Origin of the sequence: Rhodopseudomonas sp., from assembly GCF_013377015.1 — a bacterium.
Taxonomy (GTDB): domain Bacteria; phylum Pseudomonadota; class Alphaproteobacteria; order Rhizobiales; family Xanthobacteraceae; genus JARJEH01.
The window spans coordinates 1,005,300-1,027,652 of record NZ_JACABA010000002.1 but is presented as its reverse complement, the minus strand read 5'-3'; the positions used below and the strand labels follow the sequence as shown (position 1 = coordinate 1,027,652).

The following is a 22,353-nucleotide window of genomic DNA, read 5'->3' as shown; positions in this document are numbered from 1 at the left end:
GGCATGCTGGCTTGGTCACCGATCTGATGTCGGGTTTGGCTTGCGAATCATGCACCATGATACCTGAGGAATGCCCGTGCGGCCGGACGGAGTTCCAAAAATGAAACCCGCCAGGAGCCGGCCGCCTGCCGCGCTAGAACACAACCACGCCGCGCAAGTTCTTGCCGGCCTCGAGGTCGGCGTAACCGCGGTTGATGTCGGCCAGCGTGTAGGTTTGCGTGATCAGCTCGCGCAGCTTCAGCGCGCCGGTCCGGTACAGCCTGAGCAGCTCCGGGATCTGCAGCCGCGGGCTGTTGAAGCCATAGACCGCGCCCATGATCGCCTTCTGCGTGACGAACAATTCCAGCGGCGGGATCTTGATCTCGGTGACGCTGTCCGGCGTCAGCGCGGTCACCACCACATTGCCGCCCCGCGCGGTGGCGCGAAACGCCGGCAGCAGCGTCGCCGGCGGGTCGATGCAGACGAAGGCGTGGTCGACGCCGATGCCACCGGTCAGCGCCAGCACCGCCTCGGTGAGGGCTTCGCCCTGCGCATCGACGACATCGGTCGCGCCGAAGCCGCGCGCCCAGACGAGCTTGGCCGGCACGATATCGGCGGCGATGATCTGCGTGGCGCCGCACAGCCGCGCGCCCTGCACCACATTCATGCCGTCGCCCCCGCAGCCGACCACCAGCACGCTGTCGCCGGGTTTGACCTTGGCGCGGTGGCGTGCGGCGCCGACCCCGGCCGGCACGCCGCAGGCGACCAGGCTGGCCAGATCCATCGGAATGTCGTCGTCGATCGCCACCACAGAGGCCTGATCCACCACTGCGTATTCGGCGAAGCCGCCGATCATGCAGAACGCGCCGACGTCATGGCCGTCGCGGTCGCGTCGCCGGAAGCTGCCGTCGAGCTGCGGTCCTTTGGTGATCCGCGCGCCTTCGGCGCACAGATGATGCAGGCCCTTGCGGCAGAAGTGGCAGACCCCGCAGCCGGGAATGAAGGTCAGCACGACGTGATCGCCGGTCTTGATGTCCGCCACCTCGGCGCCGACCGCCTCCACGGTGCCGGCAGCCTCGTGGCCCAGCACCATCGGCCGCATCGCCACCGCACGCTCGCCGCGCATCACGTGATAGTCGGTGCGGCACAGGCCGGCCGCGGCGATCCTGACCAGAAGTTCGGTCGGGCCGGGCGGATCGAGTTCGATGCGCTCGATCGACAGCGGCGCGCCGATCTCGCGAAACAAAGCGGCCTGGGTTTGCATCGATGACAACTCCATGTCGCAGCGTGTCGCGGCTGCGATCGCGCGCGAATCGTGCGCGCTTCAGTTCGATTTGCCGTCCGGATTCTCCACCGGCTGGCCGATCAGCAGTGCCGCATTGAGGGCGTCGCGCAATTGGGCCGCGGCGACCGTCGTGCAACGCAGATGCGCGACCGCGACCGGCACCACATTGGTGGCGGGGCTGGCAGTCGGCAGCACGATTCCGGCGGCCAGCATGATGTTGATCAGGCCGTTGTTGTTGCCGAGCGTCGGGCAGAATTCGAAGAAGATGATCGGGGCGCGGGGCAGATCCTGGATCGGCTGGAACCCGTCCTCGGGCTTGGCTGCTGGTTTCTCTGTCATGACCGCTCTCTGGGTGGTGTGAGGCTATTGAATCCGCAGGCAAATCGATCTGGCCGAGGGGTGCTGTATGCTGACCTTGCCGTGGTGTCGAGCGGATTTCGACAGAGCGGCCGGCATCGCAGGATCGGGGCGCGAGCGTCGACTCCCGAAATCGGAGAGTACGTCGAGGCCAATTCGCCTGCGCTGCCTCGGTCTCAATCACCGGCGACCGGCATCGGACGTCCTTGTCCAGCATGTCGGAATAGAGCCGGTCGATCGCGTCGATCTTCGATGCGGAATACCAAGGGCACCGGGAGGCATCGAAGCCATGCGGCCGTCATTCCGACGCAAGGGCTGGCCGCATTCGGAATCCTGGCGGCGCTCGCCAACGGACTGATCCGCGAGAGCGAGTCGGCCGCGGGTTGATCGGCTTCGCCTGCAGCAATGATCAGTCGGACTTGCCGTCCGGATTCTCCACCGGCTGACTGATCAGCAGCGCCGCGTGTCCGCCGAGAGCTGATCGCATCCGCAGCGACTTTTCGATTCGTATCGGGTGTTTCGTTTCGTGTGAGTCGTGCCCGCGGTTGGCGCGAAGCCTTTGCAGAAATCGCGAATGACAACTGATATCAGTTAGTTGTGACTGTCAAAAATACCGGCCGCGCCAGTCAAGCGCGGCCATCGCTATTGTATTACCATGGGCCTGCGTAGAAACCTCACCATTTGATCCGGCGGGCTTTGAAATTTTACCAAGCTTGAAGAATCTTTTGACTTACTACCTTGGCACGAGAGGTCGTTCCTCGTCGTCATCAGAAGATGTGCGCTCCGATCCAACGGACCCGACAAGTAGTTCATCGCAGCTTCGGCTCCGCTCAGACTCTGATCGGCTGACCGCAACAAGACGAGGCAATTCCGTGAAAATTTCGAATGTGAAGATACTCTACAAAATTCTCGCCTGCTTCTTTCTGCTCAGCATCGTGGTCGGATGCGGGGTCTGGTATTCCGCGTCGAAGATGGAGGCGATCGATCGGCTGTATTCCGACATGCTGGAGAAGGATGTCCAGGGACTGAAGGCCGGTATGCGCGCCAACCAGCGAGTTTACAATTTCGGTCGGCTGTCGTGGCGGATCATCGCCGAAAGCGACATCGCCGACATGCAGAAGACCAGCCAGGAGATCGCGGAGAACTACAAGGAGTTCGTCGATTACATCGCAACGGCGAAGAAGCTGTTGCCGGCTTACGCGGCGGATTTCGACCGGGCGGCCCGCATTTTCGACGACGTCCAGACCAAGCAATACCCGCCGGTCGAAAAGGCGACGATGGCCAACAACAATGACGAGGCCGTTCGGTTGTCCAAGTTGATGGCGCAGCAAACCAAGCTGTTGCGCGACCAGATGGTGGCGATCACCGCGAAGCTGGAAAAGTCGCTCGAAGAACGTTCCGGCGCGGCCTCCACCGACGTCGTCAGCACCGTCTGGTTGACGGTCATGGCGATTGGCGGCGCGTTCCTCGCGGTGCTGGCGCTGGCCTTCGCGATCATACAATTCGGCATCGCCCGGCCGATGGGCCGGCTGGTCAGCGACCTCAACGCGCTCGCCCGCGGCGAGACCATCGAGATCGTCGGCACCGACCGCCGCGACGAGATCGGCCAGACCGCGAACGCCGTCAACGGCATCAAGCAGATGCTCGACGACAAGGCGCGACGCGAGGCCGCCGAGAAGGCCGCGGCCGATCGGAAGCTCGAGGCCGAACGCAAGGCTGCGATGATCCACCTCGCCGACGCGTTCGAATCCGCCGTCGGCGAGATCGTCGAGACGGTATCGTCGGCCTCGACCGAGCTGGAAGCGTCGGCCGGCACCCTGACCAAGACCTCGGAGCGCTCGCAACAGCGCACCACGATGGTCGCCACCGCCTCCGAGGAAGCCTCGACCAATGTGCAATCGGTGGCCTCGGCGACCGAGGAGATGGCCTCGTCGGTCAACGAGATCAGCCGCCAGGTGCAGGAATCCGCCCGGATCGCCAACGAAGCGGTGGCGCAGGCGCGCAAGACCAATGACAGCGTCGGCGAACTCTCGACCGCGGCGGCAAGGATCGGCGCCGTGGTCGAACTGATCAACACCATCGCCGGGCAGACCAATCTGCTGGCGCTCAACGCCACCATCGAGGCGGCGCGCGCCGGCGAGGCCGGCCGCGGCTTCGCCGTGGTGGCGTCTGAAGTGAAGGCACTGGCCGAGCAGACCGCAAAGGCCACCGGCGAGATCAGCCAGCAGATCACCGGCATCCAGGCCGCGACCGATCAGTCGGTGATGGCGATCCGCGAAATCGGCGCGACCATCGGCAAAATGTCGGAGATCGCCTCGACCATCGCCTCGGCGGTGGAAGAGCAGGGCGCGGCGACGCAGGAAATCTCCCGCAACGTCCAGCAGGCCGCGCAGGGCACCCAGCAGGTGTCGTCGAACATCGTCGAGGTTCAGCACGGCGTCAGCGAGACGAGTTCGGCCTCGAGCCAGGTGTTGGCGGCCGCGCAGTCATTGTCGGGCGACAGCAACCGGCTGCGGCTCGAGGTCGGCAAGTTCCTGGCGACGGTGCGCGCGGCGTGATCGACCGGCGCGCGCCCGGCTGATCCCGGGCGCGCTGCCAGATCAAAATCCTAGGAAAATATCCCTTGACAGCGTGGCGCTGCCGGGGTAGGTTTGCGGCATGCTCCACAAGTGGGTTCGAGACGAGCCAGCGCCGGCGCTTTGCGCCGCGCGCTGGTGAAGCAAAGCGCTCCTCGCCTTAACGCCGCGATAGCTGTCGTCCGTTGCGATTGCCCACAAGGGTTTCCGAGAAGCATGGCAGCAAAGCGACCAGCCGGACCGGTGCGCAAATCGGTGCGGACGACAGCTGTGTCCAGGGCAAAGAAGACGACCGCAAGCAAGAAGGCTGTCGTCAAGAAGAAGCCGGCCCCGATGAGGACGATCGGCAAGACGCCAGGCATCACGACATCGATCAAGAAGCCCGTGACGGCGGCGAAGCGGACGACAGCGGACGCCGCGCCGACAATCTCCGCCAAACAGCGTCGGCTGCTCGCGGCGAAGCGAGCCGCCGCGGTCGAGGCGCGCAAGGCGACGATGTCAGCCACCATGGTCCGTGGCGACAGGTCAGGGTTGATCGCCGATCCGGACGATGAAGCCGCCCGCGCCGCGATCGACAAGCACGCACCCTCGGCGCGGCGAAAGCGCAGCGCCACCGAACGCCTCGACGATCCGCCGCCGGCGACCGGCCTGCCGCTGCTCGACCGCGTCACCTCGGCGATCGAGCGCGAACTGACCCAGATCGAACGCATCGTCGGCGGCCACCACGTTCCGCCCGCGCAGCGCACCGAGGCGGAGCGCCGCGCCCGCACCCTGGCCTCGCTGGCGCGCACGCTCGGCGCGGTACGCAAGCTGCGCGCCGAGGAGGAGCACAAGAGATTGCCCGATGACGACGCCATCCCCCGCGACCTCGACGAGCTGCGGCGCGCGCTTTCGCGACGACTGGAGCAGATGGTCACAGGCGCAGCGGAACTACCTGCTGCAGGGGATGAGTGAGGCCGAACTCGCCTTCCTCGACGCGCAATGGGACATCTTTGCGCATGATCACCAGCGCCCGCCGGAGCTGGCGCCGAACGGCGCCCCATGGCTGACCTGGCTGATGATCGGCGGTCGCGGCGCCGGCAAGACCCGCGCCGGCGCCGAATGGATCCGCTGCCAGGCGCTGGGGTTGCCGCCGTTCGCGACGCAAGCGGTGGCGCGGATCGCGCTGGTCGGCGAAACCGAACATGACGTCCGCGAGGTGATGATCGAGGGCGTCTCCGGCTTGCTGGCGGTGCATCCGCCGGACGAGCGGCCGATCTGGCTGCCGTCGCGCAAGCGGCTGGAATGGCGCAACGGCGCGGTGGCGCAGGCATTTTCCGCCGAGGACCCGGAAAGTCTGCGCGGGCCGCAATTTTCCTGCGCCTGGTCCGACGAGATGGCGAAGTGGCGCTACGCCGAGGCGGCGTTCGACATGCTGCAATTCGGCCTGCGGCTGGGACCGCAGCCGCGGCAGTTGATCACCACCACGCCAAGGCCGACCGCGCTGCTGAAACGGCTGATCTGCGATCCCGCCTCGGTGACGACGCGGGCGCCGACCCGCGCCAATGCGCTGAACCTGGCGCCGACCTTTCTGCAGGGCGTGATGGCGCGCTACGCCGGCACGCGGCTGGGGCGGCAGGAACTCGACGGCGAGATCATCGAGGATCGCCCCGACGCGCTGTGGTCGCGCGCGGCGCTCGAGCAATGCCGGGTCGGCGAGGCGCCACAGTTGCGGCGCATCGTCGTGGCGGTCGATCCGCCGGCGTCGAGCGGCAAGCGCGCCAATTGTTGCGGCATCGTCGCCGCCGGCATCTGCGACGCCGGCATCGTTTACGTGCTGGCCGACGACAGCGTCGCCGCCGCGACGCCGGCGCTGTGGGCCAACAAGGCGATCGCGCTGTGGCGCCGGCTGGAGGCCGACGCGCTGGTGGTCGAGGTCAACCAGGGCGGCGACATGGTGCGCGCGGTGATCGGCGAGGTCGACCCGGCCGTGCCGGTGACGCCGGTGCGGGCGCATCGCGGCAAATGGCTGCGCGCCGAACCGGTGGCGACGCTGTACGAGCAGGGCCGGGTGAAACACGCAGGCTGCTTCGCGGCGCTGGAAGACGAGATGTGCGACTTCGCGACCTCGGGATTGAGCTCCGGCCGCTCGCCGGACCGGCTCGACGCGCTGGTCTGGGCGGTGTCGTCGCTGGCGCTCGGCCCGAAGGGTGGCGGCCCGCGGGTGCGGGGCTTGTGAAATAGCGGAACACAGAAGGATGTCGCCGTGTTCAACTTCGTCAAATCGATCCTCGCCGCGCCCGAAACCAAGTCGAGCCGCACCGCGAAATTGCTGGCGTTCGAGAGCGGGGGGCGGGCGCAGTGGACGCCGCGGGACTATGCGGCGCTGGCGCGCGAGGGCTATCTCAGCAACGCCATCGTGCATCGCTGCGTGCGGCTGATCGCCGAGAACGCGGCGTCGTGCAGTTATCTGGTGTTCGACGGCGCGCAGGAGAAGGACGGCCATCCGCTGGCGCAATTGCTGACGCGGCCGAATCCGCGACAGGACGGCGGCGCCTTCTTCGAGATGCTGGTGGCGCATCTGCTGCTCGCCGGCAACGCGTATGTGGAGGCGGTGACGCTCGGCGATAGCGTGCGCGAGCTCTACGCGCTGCGGCCGGACCGGATGAAAGTGGTGCCCGGTCCCGACGGCTGGGCCGAGGCCTATGAGTACAGCGTCGGCGGTCGCAGCGTCCGGTTCGACCAGCTGGCATCGCAAGTGCCGCCGATCCTGCATCTGACGTTCTTTCATCCGCTCGACGATCACTATGGGCTGGCGCCGATCGAGGCCGCGGCGATCGCGGTCGATACCCACAACGCCGCGGCGCGCTGGAACAAGGCGCTGCTCGACAATTCGGCGCGGCCGTCCGGCGCGCTGGTCTATGCCGGACCGGAGGGCGCGGTGCTGAACGATCAGCAGTTCGATCGGCTGAAGCGCGAGCTCGAAGATACCTATCAGGGCGCGCGCAACGCCGGACGGCCGCTGCTGCTGGAAGGCGGGCTGGACTGGAAGGCGATGGCGCTGTCGCCGAAGGAGATGGACTTCCTCGAGGCCAAGCACACCGCGGCGCGCGAAATCGCGCTGGCGTTCGGGGTGCCGCCGATGCTGCTCGGCATTCCCGGCGATAACACTTTCGCCAACTACCAGGAGGCCAACCGCAGCTTCTTCCGCCAGACCGTGCTGCCGCTGGCGCAGCGGGTCGGCGCGTCGCTGGCGCAATGGCTGGCGCCGCAATTCGGCGATCAGCTTCGCGTCGCGATCGACACCGACAAGATCGACGCGCTGGCCGCCGACCGCGCCGCGCTGTGGGATCGCGTCTCGGCTGCGGCCTTTCTGACGCTGAACGAAAAGCGCGAGGCGACGGGCTACGCGCCGATCGAGGGCGGCGACCGGCTGGGGTAGGGGCTCGGACTAATTCTTTCGCCAATCGGATGCCCGCTCCGCGCTCTCGAACGGCGCGCGCCTGAGCGCGGCTGCCGTGTTCTAAGCCAGCGGATCACCCAACATGATCGATCAGCAAGCTGCCTGGCTGGCGCATCAGCGCCAGCGATGGATGCGGCCGGACGCGCAACGCTTCATGCGCCCTGACGCTGCGCGCTGGATCAGGCCCGACGTCGCGCGGTTTCTCAGGCCCGGTACCAACCCCGCCGACGTCTTCCCCGCGCTTGACCGCAAATACAATCCGAACCAGCCGCGCGTACCGGCGGGACATCTGGGCGCCGGGGAATGGACGGATGGGGGAGGGGGCGATCGTCGAAATCGGGACGCTGGCGGGTACGACGCCCGGTTGGCGAGTTCGGACAAGCCGCCGCTTGGCCGGGCCTCAGTTCTCGGCATCATGGCAAGGGCGGCCGCGCGGTTGATCGAAGCCTATCGATCAGAGAATGGCCTGCGTGACTTGTTTGGGCGCAACGAGGGAACGGTTGCCTTCACCCAGATCGATGGTCATGACATCTTTGGCTCGAACTCCAGTTCGCCGACCTATACATCGACTGATCGGCGTGACGCCGAGACGATGCGGGATCGATTGATAGCGAAATATCCGGATGATATGGAGACCGAGTTAGTCGGACGAATGCCAAACGACGCTCTTTTTCATGCAGAATCAAACGTGCTGATGAGAGCGTCACGAGAGTTTGGCGGGACCTTGCAAGGCCGCGATATGGTGGTCGTGGTGGATCGACCCATGTGCAATATTGCGGTGCCGTGCTGCCGCTGATCGGAAGAGAACTGGGCAACCCGAGGGTTACCTTTGTAACACCGTCAGGTTCCTCTAAGGTCATGCAGGACGGACGCTGGTCGAAATGAGGGCATCATGTGGAAGCGGGTTTATTTCGACGAATTCTTCGGTGATTTCTGGCCTAGTCTAGATCAGTTGCGGCCGTATTTTCTGTTGCCTCCAGGACAGCGATGGTTCTTTGATAGCGGCAATGACGGTGCGGTGTTGTCCGCAGGGACCGGCGAGTACACGGGTGATCCGGTGGCCCGTCGCGCGCAGGATAAAGTAGACTTCTACATTAACGGACACCCGACTCATGGCGTCCTTTTATTTTACAGGCGATGGGACGGACGTCACCAGAAACAGCAGGGATTCTACTCAAGAGGCGATCTTACCCGCTTGAACGAATTCGTCCGCACCCTGCATGATGATCGCTTGTCGGTCGGCCTGTTCATTCCGTTCGAGCAGGCCTGGAATGCGGTTAAGGAATTCATCGAGACCGACGGCGCGTTGCCGACCAGCATCGCATGGATCGCCTCGCGCGATCTGCCGCCGGAGGTCTTTCCAGAGCCGTGATCTTTGCCGCGTTGTGTCATGTGGAATGGCGCATAGGTGATCTGGAGACGGAGGTGAAGAAGACCATCCATTTTCAGGAGTTCGATTGGATCGGCTGGCCGCCATCGAGCGCGCTGGAGCCATATTTCCTCGCGCCGAACGAGAATCCATGGTCCCCCGGTGTGCGCGGCAATGACGAGTGGGGATTGGACATCGATGGGTTGTACGGCACCGCCGACAAGCCGGCGGTCGACCAGGTCAAGGTGCAACTGACGATGGTCGGCACGCCCGATTTCGGCGTCTACCTTTACTATCGCAAATGGGACGGCCGGATCAGGCAGTCGCAGGATTGTTTCTCCAAAGGCGACATGAGTCGCATACGGGAATGGCTGCGGACGCTGCAGGGCGATCTGCGGCCGATCGGTCAGTTCATCCCGTATCCGCAAGCCTGGAAAGCCGTGAAAGAGTTCATGGAGCGCGATGGCGAGTTGCCGACCAGCATCGAATGGGTCAGCAGCCGCGATCTGCCGCCCGACACGTTTCGCTTTCCGGGATTTTATCGGCCCGGGCCGGAGCCGCGAGTTTTGCGCGAAGAGGATCTGTGATGCTTCGCTCGCGGCCCTGACGTTGCGGTGCCGGATTGCAGCGACGTCGGCTTCTTTCCTCACGCAGCGGGGGCAGACAAATTCCAATGTCCGATCTGATCAAGACCTTCACCGAGCGCGGCGATCTGGCGCATCTGGCGCTGCTGCTGTGGGCCGGCGCGGCGTCCGCGGCGCTGTGGTTCGTGCTGCGTGAGCTGGCGGCGGCGTCGCGGCGGTTCGACGATTTCGTCCACGCGCTGGAACTGTTCAACCGCCGGGCGCGGCGTCGCGCGCCGGATGAGTCCGATCACGACTGAGGAGGGCCGCGATGGATAGCTTGCACAAGATGCTGTCGTCGATCCGCACCGAGACCAAGGCGAAGACTCATCTCAGCGTATTCCGCGAATTCCTCGCCCATCTCGATCAGGTGCAGCGCCAGGCGCCGGTCCAACGCCCGCGCAGCAAGCCGCGCCGCCGCGTCGCCAAGCGCGCGAAGTAGCTCGTCGCCGTCCCCGCAAGGGGGCGATCGCCGCGCGCAACCACGACCTCTCGTTCTGATCGCCATCGTCTTCAATTGTTCACCCACGCAGTTGCGAGGCCGCCGATGCACGCCCCATTGCCAACGCCCGCTCGGTTGTCACTCGGCGCCGACGGCAGCGTCGAGGGTTATGCCAGCCTGTTCGGCGAGATCGACCAGGCCCGCGACATGGTGATGCCGGGCGCGTTCGCCAAAACGTTGCAGCAGCGCGGCTTGCGAAAAATCCCGATGCTGTTCCAGCACGATCCGGCCGAGCCGGTCGGGGTCTGGCTGGAGCTGATCGAGGATCTTCGCGGACTGCGCGCGCGGGGCCGGTTGATCCCGGATGTCGCGCGCGGGCGGGAGCTGCTGGCGCTGCTGCGCGCCGGCGCGATCGACGGGCTATCGATCGGCTATCGCACGGTGCGCGGCGCGATCGATCCGCGCACGCGGGTGCGGCGGCTGTACCAGGTCGACCTCTGGGAGATCTCGATCGTCACCTTCCCGCTGCTCGCTGGCGCGCGGGTCAATGCGGTGAAGGACGCGCCGCGCGTCTCGCAGCTGCGCGAAGCCGCCGAGCGCGAGTGGCGCAGTTTGCAGGTCTCGGGCGCCGCGGACGCACCGGCGCCGCCGGCGCGGCGCGGGAGGAACGCGGTGACGCTCGCCTCCCGCGCCGATCGCAAGCGGGCCTTCGCTTGTGTCGCGCGCGGCGGACTGTAACCGCGGCGCCGTTCGCCGCGCCGCCGACACCGATCGCAATTCAAACATCGCAGGCCTGACGATGCCGAGTTCCGCCGAGGCTTACGCCGCGCATCAACGCGCGCGTCTCATGCGCCCCGATGCCGCGCGCTGGATGCGCCCGGACGCGGCGCGCTGGATCCGGCCCGACGTCGCGCGGTTCCTGATCCCGGGCACCGATCCTGCGGACGTATTTCCGGCAATGGACCGCAAATACAGTCCGACCCAGCCGCGCGTGCCGGCGGGGAATCCGGACGGCGGGCAGTGGACGGATGGAGGAAGTGATGGCGGTCTCAGCGCGCGAACCGGACGTAACGATCCTCGTGTGTTGTCGGACGCTACCCCCGATCGCGTCAAGCCTGGTGAACAGTACGCCCAGGCGCGCGGTCGCCGCGGCGGCGGCACCGTTCTCATCAATGGACAGCAATTCGAATTGACGCCCGCGCAGGGCGCGCGCCTGACCGCGGCCCAGGCGCGCGCCGACTCCGCCATGTCCCGCATTCGGGAGATGAATCCGGAATGGAAACGGCCAGCGAGCGAATACAACACGCCCGAGGGACTAATACGGGCATACGAAGCCGATGCTGCTGCGGCAGAAATGCGGGCGAACGAATTGGCAGCAGGGCGTGCGTTGCCCGGTCCATACTCCGGTGAGTCGATCCCAGCGAGAGGCCCTGAACGCAATTTTACCGCGGCCGAGAGGCGAGAGATCAATCGCATCGGTGCCGAGACCGGATGCCACAGCTGTGGTACACGTGATCCTGGAACGACGAGTGGGAATTTTTACATCGATCATCAATTGCCGAATGCGATCAATCCTGCAGGTCGACCGCAGCGGCTCTACCCGCAGTGCCAGAGCTGTAGCGCCCGGCAGGGACCATTCGTCAGAGACCTTCGATGAATGAAAGGTATCAGATGAAGCAATCAGTTCGCATTGCTCCGCCGAATTCCCTGTTTTTTCTCGAAGACCCCTCAGGCGGCAAGTCGCCGGAGATCGACGACAGACCGGTCAGGATATGGTCGACGCGGTCATGCATCATCGTTGCCTGTCTGTGCTTTGTCGATGGTGAGACAGAGTTTGACGCATCGACATCGGCTGCGGATGTTCCCTCAACACCGGCCGCATTTGACGGCATTCTCGATACGCCAAGCGGCATCGTCGAAGTCTCCACGTCGGAGCGAGAGGTGTTGTTGCGATGTGATGTTGGTACCCACGTCACGCGTGTTCGCGTCTGGACGGACCATCCGACGGAGCCCGAGCACATCCACGTCTCGTTCGGATGACGGCAATGACGCGCGACGCCGTGCGCGGCTGAACCAACTCCCATCACCCCGCTACCCACCCGCCGTGGCCGTCCGCCGCGGTGTCTTCGTTTGCCGCCTCACTAAGGAGAACCCCATGGACTACGACATCGCCACCGCCGCGCTCGAGACCAAGGCCGGCTTCGCTTCCGCGCAGGACGCCCAGGACGAGCTGCTGCGCAGCCACGAGGACTTCAAATCCGCCAATGACGAGCGGCTTGCCGCGATCGAGCGCCGGCGCGCCGATGTGCTGCTGGAGGAGAAGGTCGACCGCATCAACGGCGCGATCGACGCCCGGCTGCGGCGGGTCGAGGATCTGGCGCTGAAGCAGGCGCGGCCGGCGCTCGAAGGCCGGCGTGCCGTCAGCGATGTGTCGAGCCGCGAGCACAAGAGCGCGTTCGACGCTTACGTGCGCTGCGGCGAGGCCGGCGCGCTGCGCGCGATCGAGACCAAGGCGTTGTCGGTCGGCTCCAATCCCGACGGCGGCTACCTGGTGCCGGTCGAGCTCGAACACAGCATCGGCACGCGGCTGGCGGCGATCTCGCCGATCCGCGGCATTTCCTCGGTGCGGGAGATCTCCGGCAGCGTCTACAAGAAGCCGTTCATGACCGCGGGCCCGGCCACCGGCTGGGTCGGCGAGACCGACGCACGCGCCCAGACCGCGTCGCCGACGCTGGACGCGCTGTCGTTCCCGGCGATGGAGCTCTACGCCATGCCGGCGGCGACCGCGACGCTGCTCGACGACTCGGCCGTCAATATCGACGAGTGGATCGCCTCCGAGGTCGAGCTGACATTCGCAGTGCAGGAGGGCGCGGCATTCGTCAACGGCGACGGCGTCAACAAGCCGAAGGGCTTTCTCAGCTACCCCACGGTGGCCAACCCGTCGTGGAGCTGGGGCAATCTCGGCACCGTCGCCACCGGCGCCGCCGGTGCGTTCCCCGTCGACGATCCTTCCGACGTGCTGGTCGATCTGATCTACGCGCTGAAGGCGGGTTACCGGCAGAACGGCGTGTTCGTGATGAACCGCAAGACCCAGGCGCAGATCCGCAAATTCAAGGATTCCGGCGGCGCCTATCTGTGGCAACCGCCGGCGCAGGCCGGCGGCCGCGCCTCGCTGATGACGTTCCCGCTGATCGAGGCCGAGGACATGCCGGACATCGCCGCCAATTCGCTGAGCTTGGCGTTCGGCGATTTCCGCAGCGGCTATCTGGTGGTCGACCGGCTCGGCGTCCGCGTGCTGCGCGATCCGTATTCGGCGAAACCCTACGTGCTGTTCTACACCACCAAACGCGTCGGTGGCGGCGTGCAGGATTTCGACGCCATCAAGCTGTTGAAGTTCGCGGTGAGCTGAGGCGACCGATCGCAACGACGAGCGGCGCGCCCGATCGGCGCGCCGTTCGCGTTTCAAGCCCGTCCCTGCATTGAACCACGGACCACGTCGCATGCCGCAACGTGACGATGCCTGGCTGCGCCATCAGCAGACGCGATGGCTGCGGCCGGACGGCGACCGCTGGGTCCGCCCCGACGCCGCGCGTTTTCTCATTCCCGGCAGCGATCCAGTCGATTCGTTTCCGGTGCTGGCGTTCAAATACAGCCCGACCCAGCCGCGTGTGCCGGCCGGCCATCCGGATGGCGGGCAATGGACCAGCGAGGGCGGGGGCTTCTCGGCACAACTTGACCCAGGACCACCTCCCAGCAACGCGCAGCCGATGGGCAACTTCGATCCCGGCGATGTGAGCAGCTTGGGCGAGGAGTTGGGACTGTTTCAGATCGCGCCAAGCAAGCCGGATCGATCCGGCGTGCGGCTGGCGGGAGATTCTCCGGAGGGAGGAACGCCGAGCGAGAAGCCGCCGGAGATTCCGCAGCAGATGCCTGAGACGCGCGATGAGCGAATGGGATTCGTGCGCGAAGCGGCCAGATGGATTGCAAGAGTTGGCCGGTTTGCGCCTGCCGTCGACGCGTTTCTGGGAGCGCTGGATCAGATTGAGGAGATCAACCGACTCGCTGACATGATCCGAACGGCCAACGATCCGCCCCTGCCACTCCAAGAACTTCAGGATCGGGTCCTGACGTCGGCAGAACCGGGCTATCATAAACATAATCTTGCGGAAGAATCAGCGGCTCGCGATGCTGGTGATCCCGAGTCGTTGATCCAAGGCCGCGACAACCTCGTTCAAATTCCAATCTTGAAGCATATCGAAATTACCAGATACTATGCCACCGCAGTGAGGCAAGCTGACGGAACTTATCTCTCACCGCGCGACCAGTTGAGAGGCGCTGATTTCGAGACGCGACGGCAATTCGGAATTGACGTGTTGCGGCGATACGGAGTGCTGAAATGAGCGAGGCCGGCCTTTCCAAGATGAGCATCGATGGGTTGCTCGACGCGTTTGTTCGGCTGAGTGCCGCGCGCGGCATCGCGATGGATCTGTCCAAGGTGTCGGAAACGAATCGTCTTGGCGCCAAGATCGGGAAAATCGAGGACGAGTTGAAGCGTCGGCCAGGTGATCAGCGATTTGTTCTAGCCAAGAACTTTGCGCATCCAAATCCGTACGTTCGGTTCAGCACCGCGACCTGTCTTATCGAAGTCATGCCTGAAGAGGCAAGACGGCAGCTGCAGCTCATCGCCGACTCGAAATATTATCCGTTGGCCGGTGATGCGGGGATGTATCTCAGCAATCTCGATAGTGGTTTCTTTGAGCGTGGAGCGCTTTCCAGGTAGCCGCAGATCGCGCTGGACGGGCGTCGTTCTGGACAATATCGCCTGGAACAGATCACCCCGGCATCGACTTGTCGCGACGGGTCGGGCAGGCTGAGCGCCGATCGAACGGGAGTGACCGCCATGCCACGCATCGTCCCACTCGCCGCAGCTTTGGTGCTGCTCGCCGGCACGTTCGGCGTCACCGTCATCGACGCCGCATCGGCGCGCGGCGGGGCGGCGAATCTGATGAACTCGCCGGGCTATCAGCGCCGGCTGCAGGAATCCCGGCAGCAGCTGGCCGCGCCGGAGCCGCGGTCGCCGCGCGTCCATCATGGCAAGGTCCGGCATCGCCGCCACTGAGCCAGCCGCGCGGCGCTCAGCAGTAGCCGTGCCAGCCGCAGGCGTAGGGCAGGCGGGTGAAGATCGTCACCGGCGAGGTGCCGTAATACGAGTTGTGATAGTACGAGTTCGGCTTGCCGTAATAGCCGTTGACCAGCGGCGGGAGATAGACCTGCGGCGCGTAGAAGAACGGCGTGCCGGCCTCGACCGGCTCGTCGATCGTCGCGACCGGGTCGGCGAAGATCACGCCGATGCCGCCGCGGCGCGCCGCCAGGTCGGCGGCGCAGGCCGGTGCGGCGATCGCAATCGCAAGCGTGATCAGGATCGCAAGGCGCGGCATGGCGAGGCTCCGGTTGATCCGGCATCCTGGCGCAACATGGTTAACAAAGGTTAACGCTGACGGGGTGTCCCGCCGGCCGTCGCCGCGCAAGGCAGCGCGGGCGCGTGGTCACGCGCGCCGCGCCGCTCATTGCAGCGGCGGTCGATCAGTCCCGATCGCGGTCGCTGTCGCGGTAGCCGCCGCGTTCGCCGTCGCGGTCGAAATTGCGGTCGCGATGACGGCCGCCCTGCAGCAGGACGTCGGCAAAGCGGCGCTTCTGCTGGTCGTCGAGGCTGTCATACAGCGGCTTTGCCGCCTTGCTCAGGGTCTTCCAGTCATTGGCGCGCTCGATCCTTGCGTCGGCGTCGCGGTTGATCTGGTCGATCAGGTTGAACCGGTCGGGCGCGGCGCTGCCGGTCGTGGTCTTGTCAGTGGTGCTCTTGTCGCTCTTGTCGGTGGTGCTCTTGTCGGCGTCCTTGTTGCGCTCCTCGCGCATCGCCATCACACGATCGGCGCGACGCTTGCTCATGTCGTGCATCGCGGATTCGAAGCCGGGCCAGTTCTTTTCCTGCTCCGGGGTCAGGCGCAGATCGACCTTGATCCGCGCGGTCTGCGCGTCGGCCTCGTTGACGATCTGGTTGCTGGTCTGCTCCGGGCGGTCGCGATCACGATCGCGGGCATTGGCCGACATCGGCGCGATGGTGATCAGGGCGGCGCTTGCCATCAGAAGCATAGCTTTTCGCACGTTGTATCCTTTCGGGGGAATGGTCACGCCGGACGAAGTCGCAACCCCCGCAAAAGGTTCCCGTGGCACGGAGATATTTTCCGGCGGCGGCCGGCGCCGGGTGCGCGCTACAGCGCCGCGCCCCAGGCCTTGGCGGTGCGCAGGATCCAGTCGCGATACAGCGTCAGCGGGGTGACGCCGGTGAGGCCGCCGCAACCGGCGGCGTTGTTGGCGGCGGTCGACCACGACACCAGGCCGACGATCACCGCGCCGCCGGCCTGGCGCTGAAACACCGGCGCGCCGGAATCGCCGGTGCAGGCGCCGAGGCCGGGGCGCGCATTGTTGGTGATGGGGTCGACCAGGCGGATCTGCAGCCGGCCGGGGTGGCTGATCGACACCAGCGTCGCGGCGCGGACCACGCCGCCGCTCTTGCCGTCGCCGCGTCTGGCGACGCCGATTCCGGCGACGCTGAAGCTTTGTCCGGCGGCGATCGGCTCATCCGGCGCGCCGATCAGCGCCGGCGCGTTGGCGCGCGGCAGCGGCTCGGCGAGTTGCAGCAGCGCCACGTCGGCGCTGGCGCGATGCGCCAGGATACCCTGGACGTTGAACCCCGGATGCGTTGCGACGCGTCTGACGTCGCGCAGCGTCGGCTGGCGCTGGGCGTCGTACAGTACGATCTTGTAGTCGGCGCCGGGGCTCACGCAATGCGCCGCGCTCAGCACCAAATCGGGCGCGATCACCGCGCCGGAACAGAAATTGCCGCGCGAGCCGACGATGGTGACGACGCTGCGGCCGATCTCGTCAGCGCTGGGCGGTGCGCCGCCGACCATCGCCACCGCGGGCGATGCAGCGGACAGCGCGATCAACAGCGGAAGGATGCGATGCAGGCGGACCATCGCGCAGCTTGAGCGCATCCGCGGCCGCGCTGTCAACACCACAGCAACCTCGAGGACATTCCATGTCAGCCATGCTTCTGGCCGGGCCGAGCGCCGAGCCGTGGACGATCGCCGAGCTCAAGTCATATCTGCGGGTCGAGCATGACGACGACGACGCGGTGATCGCCGCCTTGCTGGCCGCGGCGCGCAACCAGATCGAGGCGCTGACCCGCCGCGCGCTGCTGCTGCAGAGCTGGCGGCTGGTGCGCGACGCCTGGCCGGCGGACGGCCGCATTCGCTGCCGGATCGGGCCGCTGCGGACTCTGAGCGCGGCGCGGGTGTTCGATGCCGCGGGCAATCCGCATGCGATCGCTGTCGATGGCTTCGTGGTCGATGCGGCCGACAACGCGATCGCGGCGCCGTGCTGGTCGTTGCCGCAGCCCGGGCGCAGCGTCGCCGGGATCGAACTCGATCTCGAACTCGGTTACGGCGCGCTGCCGACCGAGGTTCCGGCGCTGCTGCGCCACGCGGTCCGCGCGCTGGTCGCGCATGGCTACGAGAATCGCGGGCTGGCGGCGATCGGGTCGAGCGTGGCGATGCTGCCGGGCAGCGTCGCTGCGATGATCGCGTCCTATCGGGTGCTGTCGCTATGATCGATCCGGGGCGATTGAGGACAAGGCTCACAATCGAGGCGCCGATCGAGAGCGACGACGGCCAGGGCGGCGTGACGCTGAGCTACGCGACGCAAGCCGTGGTGTGGGCGGCGGTGACGCCGCTGGCGTCGCGCGAAGCAGTCGAGGCCGGCGCCTCCGGCGCCACGCAGCGGGCGCGGATCGTGATCCGCCGCGGCGTGGCGCTGACGCTGCGGCACCGCCTGCTCGACGGCGCCAAGCGCTATCGCATCGTCGCGCTACGCGAGGTCGATGACCGCCGCTTGATCGAGATCGACGCCGAGCAGCGGCTGGAGTGAGCGCTACGGCGCGCGATGTCTTCACCCTCCAGGGGAGGGTGAAGCGCAGTCTGTTTCGGAGAAAACCAAATGCCCACCGCACCGGCGGCGCTGCGCGCTGCGATTCATCAGGCGCTGATCGCCGATGGCGGCCTGATCGCCGCGCTCGGCGGCGCCAAAGTCTATGATGAGCCGCCGCGCGATGCCGCGTTTCCCTATGTGGCGCTCGGCGAGGCGCGGATCGTCGACGCTTCGGTCGACGACGGACCGACGCAGGAGCATCAGCTGACGCTGCACGCCTGGTCGCGGCAGGGCGGCCACAAGGAGGCGCATGTCATTACCGGCGCGCTCCTGCAGGCGCTCGACGACGCGCCGCTGGCACCGATCGGGCATCGGCTGGTGAATCTGCGTTTCGCCATCGCCGACATCCGCCGCGAGGCCGACGGCCGCACCTATCACGCACTGGTGCGGTTTCGCGCCGTCACCGAACCCGCAAGCTGACTGGAGATTTTCATGGGTGCGCAGAAGGGCAAGGACCTCTTGGTCAAGATCGACAACGGCGCCGGCTTCGTCACGGTGGCGGGGCTGCGCAGCCGCAAGATCGCCTTCAACGCCGAACTGGTCGATATCACCCACGCGGAGTCGGCCGATCGTTGGCGCGAATTGCTGGCCGGCGCGGGCGTCAGGCGCGCGTCGATCTCCGGCCGTGGGCTGTTCAAGGACGCCGCCTCCGACGCGCTGGTGCGGCAGGCGTTCTTCGATGGCACGATCAATCTGGCGCAGGTGGTGGTGCCGGATTTCGGCACCATCGAGGGCCTGTTCCAGATTTCCAGCCTGGAATTTTCCGGCGAGCACAATGGCGAGGTGAGTTTCGACGTCGCGCTGGAATCCGCCGGCGCGCTGAGCTTCACCGCGATCTGAGGACCGATCATGGCCAACAAACACCGCGGCGAGATCGACGCCGAGATCGGCGGCAAGCGCCGCACGCTGGTGCTGACGCTGGGCGCGCTGGCTGAGCTGGAAGCAGCCCTGCAGGCCGGCGATCTGGTCGCGCTGGCGGAACGCTTCGGCAGCGGACGATTGAGCGCGCGCGACCTGATCCGGATCATCGGCGCCGGCTTGCGCGGCGCCGGCGAGGCGGTCAGCGACGACGAGGTTGCGGCGATGAGTGTCGACGGCGGCGCGGCGGGCTATGTGCGGATCGCGGCTGAGCTGATCGCCGCCAGTTTCGAGGATCGCGCGCGATGAAACCCTTTCCCTGGGCCGAGGCGATGCAGTTCGGCTTCGGCGTGTTGCAGCTTTCGTCCGATGCGTTCTGGCGGCTGACGCCGCGTGAACTGGCGGCCGCGATCGTGGCGCGGCATGGCGGTTCGGCGACACCGCTCGATCGCGCCGCGTTCGATGCGCTGCTGCGACAATTCCCCGACCGCCAGGAGCAAGCCCATGACTGACACCAGCCTGCTCGACACCGCCACCACGCTCGACAGTCTCAATCTGAAGACCCGCGATCTCGCCAGTTCCGCCAACGGTTTCGCGCGGGCGATGACGACGGCATTTTCGAGTTCGATCACCGGCGGCAAGCAGTTCGATGACGTGCTGAAATCGCTGGCGCTGCGGATCTCGGACCTCGCGGTGCGGCTCGCCTTCAAGCCGCTGGAGCAGAAGCTGGCGAGCGGGATCGAAAGTCTGTTGTCGGGATTGACCGGGACCGCCGCGACGCCATCCGTGAAAGCCGCGGCCGGCGCAATCAAACCATTCGCATCCGGCGGCGTGATCGGCACGCCGACCTACTTTCCGATGCTGAATGGCGGTGTCGGCCTCGCCGGCGAAGCGGGGCCCGAGGCGATTTTGCCGCTGGCGCGTGGCCCCGACGGGCGACTCGGCGTGTCGGGCAGCGGCGGCGGCACCACCGTTCATATCCAGATCGCGACGCCCGATCCCGACAGCTTCCGCCGCTCCGAGACCTACATCACCGGCCAGATCGCCCGCGCAGTGTCGCGCGGCCAGCGCGGGTTGTGAGTTAGCAACAGACCGCGCTGCTCTACCCTCCAGGGGAGGGTGACGAAGCAACTAATCGGACTTCGCGCATGACTGCCTTTCATGAAATCCTGTTTCCGCTCGACATCGCGCTGAAGAGCGTCGGCGGGCCGGAGCGGCGCACCGATATTATTTCGTTCGGCTCCGGCCGCGAACAGCGCAACGCGCGCTGGGCGCAGTCGCGGCGGCGCTATGACGCGGGTTACGGCGTCAAGACGCTGGAGGCGTTGCAGGCGGTGGTGGCGTTCTTCGAGGAGCGGCGCGGCCAGCTCTATGGCTTTCGCTGGCGCGACCGGCTCGATCATACGTCGAGCGCGCCCGGCCAGCCGCTGTCGCCGTTCGACCAGGGCATCGGCGCGGGCGACGGCGCGACCGCTTCGTTCCAATTGCAGAAGACCTATGGCGCGGACTTTGCGCCCTATGCCCGGCCGATCGCCAAGCCGGTCGCGGGCTCGGTGCGGGTCGCGGTCGGCGGTGTCGAGGCCGCGTCCGGCGCGTTCGCCTGCGATGCCGCGAGTGGCATCTTGAGCTTCGTCGCGGGCCACATTCCGCCGCCGGGCGCGGCGATCACCGCGGGCTTCATGTTCGACGTGCCGGTGCGGTTCGATACCGATTACCTCGAAGTCGATCTGTCGGCCTTCGCGGCCGGCGCGATCCCGAAGATTCCCGTGGTGGAAATCAGGGTGTGAGTTTCACCCGAAGAAAGAGGGTCTCTCCATGCGCGCCATTCCCGCTGCGCTGCAGGTGAAACTGGATTCTGACGTCACCACGCTGGCGCAGTGCTGGATCTTGCGACGGCGCGACGGCGTCGTGCAGGGATTCACCGATCACGACTCCGATCTCGCGATTGGCGGCGTCAGTTGCCGCGCCGGCACCGGCTTTGCCGCCTCCGAAGCGTCGCAGCGTTTCGCGCTTTCGGTCGATGGCGCGGAGATCTCCGGCGCATTGAGCGACACGGCGCTGACCGAGGCCGATCTCGCCGCCGGACGCTATGACGCGGCGACCATCGAGACCTGGCTGGTGGACTGGAGCGATCCGTCGCTGCGGATCCTGACCGCGCGCGGCTCGCTCGGCGAGGTCAAGCGCGAGGGGCAGGCGTTCACCGCCGAATTGCGCGGGCTGGCCGATCTGTTGTCGCAGGAGAGCGGGCGGCTCTACACCGCGAGCTGCGGCGCCGATCTGGGTGACGGCCGCTGCCGCGTCGATCTCGGCAATCCGGCGTGGCGCGGCAGCGGAACGGTCACCGCGGTGCTCGGCACTTCGAGCGTCGCGGTCTCCGGCCTCGACGGTTTTGGCGCGGCGCTGTTCAACGCCGGCCGGCTGAGCTGGACCAGTGGCGCCAATGCCGGCATGGCGATCGAGATCAAGCAGCACCGCGTCGTCGCCGGGCAGGTCCGGCTGTCGCTGTGGCAGGCGATGGCGGAGCCGATCGCGGCCGGCGACGGCTTCGTGGTGACGGCGGGCTGCGACAAGCGCTTTGCGACCTGCCGCGATCGCTTCGGCAACATCGCCAATTTCCGCGGCTTCCCGCAGATTCCCGGCAATGATTTTGTCATCAGCTATCCGGTCCCCGGCGCGCCTGGCAACGACGGCGGCCCGTTGGGGGAAAAGGGGTGAGCTGCGATCCAATTCGAAATGGGTCTGGCATGGCGGTGCGTCTGAGTTCGTCATTGCGAGGAGCTCTTGCGACGAAGCAATCCAGTCCTTGCTTGGCGCACCTGGATTGCTTCGCCTTCGGTCGTCGCTCCGCGCCGGCCTCGGCTCGCAATGACGAACTTGCTGGAGTTGGCTTGCTGCATTCCCACGCACGGCGCTCAGATGGAGATCCGATGATCGAACCTCTCACCCGCGACGCCATCGTCGCCGAGGCGCGGAGCTGGATCGGCACGCGTTATCGACATCAGGCCTCGCTGAAGGGCGTCGGCTGCGATTGCCTCGGTCTGGTGCGCGGGGTCTGGCGCAACTGCATCGGCGACGAGCCGGAGACGCCGCCGCCTTACGCGCCGGATTGGGCCGAGGCGCGCGGCGAGGAGGCGCTGGCGGACGCGGCGTTACGGCATCTGGTGCCGATCGCGCGCGAGGATTTTGGCGCCGGCGACGTGCTGCTGTTCCGCTGGCGCGATGGCTACGTCGCCAAGCACGTGGCGATCGCCAGCGCCGCCGACACCATGATCCACGCTCATGACGGCGCCGCGGTCTGCGAAGTCAGGATCGCGCCGTGGTGGCGGCGGCGGCTGGCCTATGCGTTCCGGTTTCCCGGACTGGATTGAGCTGGCGC

Annotated in this window: 31 protein-coding genes; 26 read left to right on the top strand and 5 right to left on the bottom strand. The window is 66.4% G+C overall.

All coding sequences use genetic code 11. The features are described from left to right. Positions 1–133: 133 nt before the first annotated feature. Positions 134–1,243 (bottom strand): Zn-dependent alcohol dehydrogenase, encoded by a 1,110-nt coding sequence (locus HXX15_RS13290; protein ID WP_296516534.1) that lies wholly within the window; start codon positions 1,241–1,243, stop codon positions 134–136. Between the two features lie 60 nt (positions 1,244–1,303). Next, positions 1,304–1,603: a hypothetical protein gene (locus tag HXX15_RS13285; RefSeq protein ID WP_296516533.1), complete on the bottom strand. Its 300-nt coding sequence runs from the start codon at positions 1,601–1,603 to the stop codon at positions 1,304–1,306. 890 nt (positions 1,604–2,493) lie between these two features. On the opposite strand from HXX15_RS13285, the gene HXX15_RS13280 reads away from it, so the two are divergent. The 16 genes from HXX15_RS13280 (at position 2,494) to HXX15_RS13205 (ending at position 15,192) form a co-directional block, all read left to right on the top strand. Further along, on the top strand, positions 2,494–4,179 hold the full coding sequence (locus tag HXX15_RS13280) for a methyl-accepting chemotaxis protein (RefSeq protein ID WP_296516532.1): 1,686 nt from the start codon (positions 2,494–2,496) through the stop codon (positions 4,177–4,179). 288 nt (positions 4,180–4,467) lie between these two features. Beyond that, positions 4,468–5,151, top strand: coding sequence for a hypothetical protein (locus HXX15_RS13275; protein ID WP_296516531.1), 684 nt, complete (start codon positions 4,468–4,470; stop codon positions 5,149–5,151). Then, a complete protein-coding gene (locus HXX15_RS13270; protein ID WP_296516943.1) occupies positions 5,144–6,415 on the top strand; it encodes a terminase family protein in 1,272 nt (423 codons plus the stop codon). Before HXX15_RS13275 ends, HXX15_RS13270 begins: the two co-directional genes overlap by 8 nt. 27 nt (positions 6,416–6,442) lie before the next feature. Beyond that, positions 6,443–7,618: a phage portal protein gene (locus HXX15_RS13265; protein ID WP_296516530.1), complete on the top strand. Its 1,176-nt coding sequence runs from the start codon at positions 6,443–6,445 to the stop codon at positions 7,616–7,618. A 103-nt stretch (positions 7,619–7,721) separates the two neighbouring features. Then, on the top strand, positions 7,722–8,435 hold the full coding sequence (locus HXX15_RS13260; RefSeq protein WP_296516529.1) for a hypothetical protein: 714 nt from the start codon (positions 7,722–7,724) through the stop codon (positions 8,433–8,435). A gap of 96 nt (positions 8,436–8,531) precedes the next feature. Beyond that, positions 8,532–9,011, top strand: coding sequence for an Imm1 family immunity protein (locus tag HXX15_RS13255; RefSeq protein ID WP_296516528.1), 480 nt, complete (start codon positions 8,532–8,534; stop codon positions 9,009–9,011). 53 nt (positions 9,012–9,064) lie between these two features. Then, complete coding sequence (locus HXX15_RS13250; protein ID WP_296516527.1) at positions 9,065–9,595, top strand: Imm1 family immunity protein; 531 nt, start codon at positions 9,065–9,067, stop codon at positions 9,593–9,595. Between the two features lie 86 nt (positions 9,596–9,681). After that, positions 9,682–9,891 (top strand): hypothetical protein, encoded by a 210-nt coding sequence (locus HXX15_RS13245; protein ID WP_296516526.1) that lies wholly within the window; start codon positions 9,682–9,684, stop codon positions 9,889–9,891. A gap of 11 nt (positions 9,892–9,902) precedes the next feature. Continuing rightward, positions 9,903–10,073, top strand: coding sequence for a hypothetical protein (locus HXX15_RS13240; protein ID WP_296516525.1), 171 nt, complete (start codon positions 9,903–9,905; stop codon positions 10,071–10,073). Positions 10,074–10,178: 105 nt separating this feature from the next. Beyond that, complete coding sequence (locus HXX15_RS13235; protein WP_296516524.1) at positions 10,179–10,811, top strand: HK97 family phage prohead protease; 633 nt, start codon at positions 10,179–10,181, stop codon at positions 10,809–10,811. Next, positions 10,789–11,730, top strand: a complete 942-nt coding sequence (locus HXX15_RS13230; RefSeq protein WP_296516523.1) for a hypothetical protein — start codon at positions 10,789–10,791, stop codon at positions 11,728–11,730. The genes HXX15_RS13235 and HXX15_RS13230 overlap by 23 nt, the downstream gene beginning before the upstream one ends. 14 nt (positions 11,731–11,744) lie before the next feature. Further along, positions 11,745–12,113 (top strand): hypothetical protein, encoded by a 369-nt coding sequence (locus HXX15_RS13225; RefSeq protein WP_296516522.1) that lies wholly within the window; start codon positions 11,745–11,747, stop codon positions 12,111–12,113. A gap of 115 nt (positions 12,114–12,228) precedes the next feature. Beyond that, a complete protein-coding gene (locus tag HXX15_RS13220; protein ID WP_296516521.1) occupies positions 12,229–13,482 on the top strand; it encodes a phage major capsid protein in 1,254 nt (417 codons plus the stop codon). Positions 13,483–13,573: 91 nt separating this feature from the next. Beyond that, positions 13,574–14,473 carry a hypothetical protein gene (locus HXX15_RS13215; RefSeq protein WP_296516520.1) on the top strand — a complete coding sequence of 300 codons (900 nt, stop codon included), beginning with the start codon at positions 13,574–13,576 and terminating at the stop codon, positions 14,471–14,473. Then, on the top strand, positions 14,470–14,853 hold the full coding sequence (locus HXX15_RS13210) for a DUF2019 domain-containing protein (protein WP_296516519.1): 384 nt from the start codon (positions 14,470–14,472) through the stop codon (positions 14,851–14,853). Before HXX15_RS13215 ends, HXX15_RS13210 begins: the two co-directional genes overlap by 4 nt. 120 nt (positions 14,854–14,973) lie before the next feature. Continuing rightward, positions 14,974–15,192, top strand: a complete 219-nt coding sequence (locus tag HXX15_RS13205) for a hypothetical protein (protein ID WP_296516518.1) — start codon at positions 14,974–14,976, stop codon at positions 15,190–15,192. Between the two features lie 16 nt (positions 15,193–15,208). Here the strand turns inward: HXX15_RS13205 and HXX15_RS13200 are convergent, their stop codons facing one another. The 3 genes from HXX15_RS13200 to HXX15_RS13190 form a co-directional block, all read right to left on the bottom strand. Continuing rightward, positions 15,209–15,511 carry a hypothetical protein gene (locus HXX15_RS13200; RefSeq protein ID WP_296516517.1) on the bottom strand — a complete coding sequence of 101 codons (303 nt, stop codon included), beginning with the start codon at positions 15,509–15,511 and terminating at the stop codon, positions 15,209–15,211. Between the two features lie 145 nt (positions 15,512–15,656). Next, the gene (locus HXX15_RS13195) at positions 15,657–16,223 is read right to left on the bottom strand and encodes a Spy/CpxP family protein refolding chaperone (RefSeq protein ID WP_296516516.1); all 567 of its coding nucleotides are present in this window, start codon (positions 16,221–16,223) and stop codon (positions 15,657–15,659) included. 119 nt (positions 16,224–16,342) lie between these two features. Further along, positions 16,343–17,110 (bottom strand): trypsin-like serine protease, encoded by a 768-nt coding sequence (locus tag HXX15_RS13190; protein WP_296516515.1) that lies wholly within the window; start codon positions 17,108–17,110, stop codon positions 16,343–16,345. 62 nt (positions 17,111–17,172) lie between these two features. Here HXX15_RS13190 and HXX15_RS13185 point away from each other — a divergent pair, with 62 nt between their 5' ends. The 10 genes from HXX15_RS13185 (at position 17,173) to HXX15_RS13140 (ending at position 22,345) form a co-directional block, all read left to right on the top strand. Beyond that, positions 17,173–17,742, top strand: coding sequence for a head-tail connector protein (locus tag HXX15_RS13185; RefSeq protein WP_296516514.1), 570 nt, complete (start codon positions 17,173–17,175; stop codon positions 17,740–17,742). Continuing rightward, the gene (locus tag HXX15_RS13180; protein ID WP_296516513.1) at positions 17,739–18,059 is read left to right on the top strand and encodes a head-tail adaptor protein; all 321 of its coding nucleotides are present in this window, start codon (positions 17,739–17,741) and stop codon (positions 18,057–18,059) included. Before HXX15_RS13185 ends, HXX15_RS13180 begins: the two co-directional genes overlap by 4 nt. Positions 18,060–18,128: 69 nt before the next feature. Beyond that, entirely contained in the window at positions 18,129–18,539 is a 411-nt protein-coding gene (locus tag HXX15_RS13175) for a DUF3168 domain-containing protein (protein WP_296516512.1), read from the top strand. Positions 18,540–18,551: 12 nt separating this feature from the next. Beyond that, complete coding sequence (locus tag HXX15_RS13170; protein ID WP_296516511.1) at positions 18,552–18,959, top strand: phage major tail protein, TP901-1 family; 408 nt, start codon at positions 18,552–18,554, stop codon at positions 18,957–18,959. A 9-nt stretch (positions 18,960–18,968) separates the two neighbouring features. Beyond that, positions 18,969–19,286 carry a gene transfer agent family protein gene (locus tag HXX15_RS13165; RefSeq protein WP_296516510.1) on the top strand — a complete coding sequence of 106 codons (318 nt, stop codon included), beginning with the start codon at positions 18,969–18,971 and terminating at the stop codon, positions 19,284–19,286. Continuing rightward, the gene (locus HXX15_RS13160; RefSeq protein WP_296516509.1) at positions 19,283–19,489 is read left to right on the top strand and encodes a rcc01693 family protein; all 207 of its coding nucleotides are present in this window, start codon (positions 19,283–19,285) and stop codon (positions 19,487–19,489) included. The genes HXX15_RS13165 and HXX15_RS13160 overlap by 4 nt, the downstream gene beginning before the upstream one ends. Further along, entirely contained in the window at positions 19,482–20,057 is a 576-nt protein-coding gene (locus HXX15_RS13155; RefSeq protein ID WP_296516508.1) for a phage tail tape measure protein, read from the top strand. Before HXX15_RS13160 ends, HXX15_RS13155 begins: the two co-directional genes overlap by 8 nt. Before the next feature lie 68 nt (positions 20,058–20,125). Then, positions 20,126–20,764 carry a DUF2460 domain-containing protein gene (locus HXX15_RS13150; protein WP_296516507.1) on the top strand — a complete coding sequence of 213 codons (639 nt, stop codon included), beginning with the start codon at positions 20,126–20,128 and terminating at the stop codon, positions 20,762–20,764. Positions 20,765–20,792: 28 nt separating this feature from the next. Continuing rightward, complete coding sequence (locus tag HXX15_RS13145) at positions 20,793–21,692, top strand: DUF2163 domain-containing protein (RefSeq protein WP_296516506.1); 900 nt, start codon at positions 20,793–20,795, stop codon at positions 21,690–21,692. A gap of 212 nt (positions 21,693–21,904) precedes the next feature. Next, positions 21,905–22,345 (top strand): NlpC/P60 family protein, encoded by a 441-nt coding sequence (locus HXX15_RS13140; RefSeq protein ID WP_296516505.1) that lies wholly within the window; start codon positions 21,905–21,907, stop codon positions 22,343–22,345. Positions 22,346–22,353: the final 8 nt, after the last annotated feature.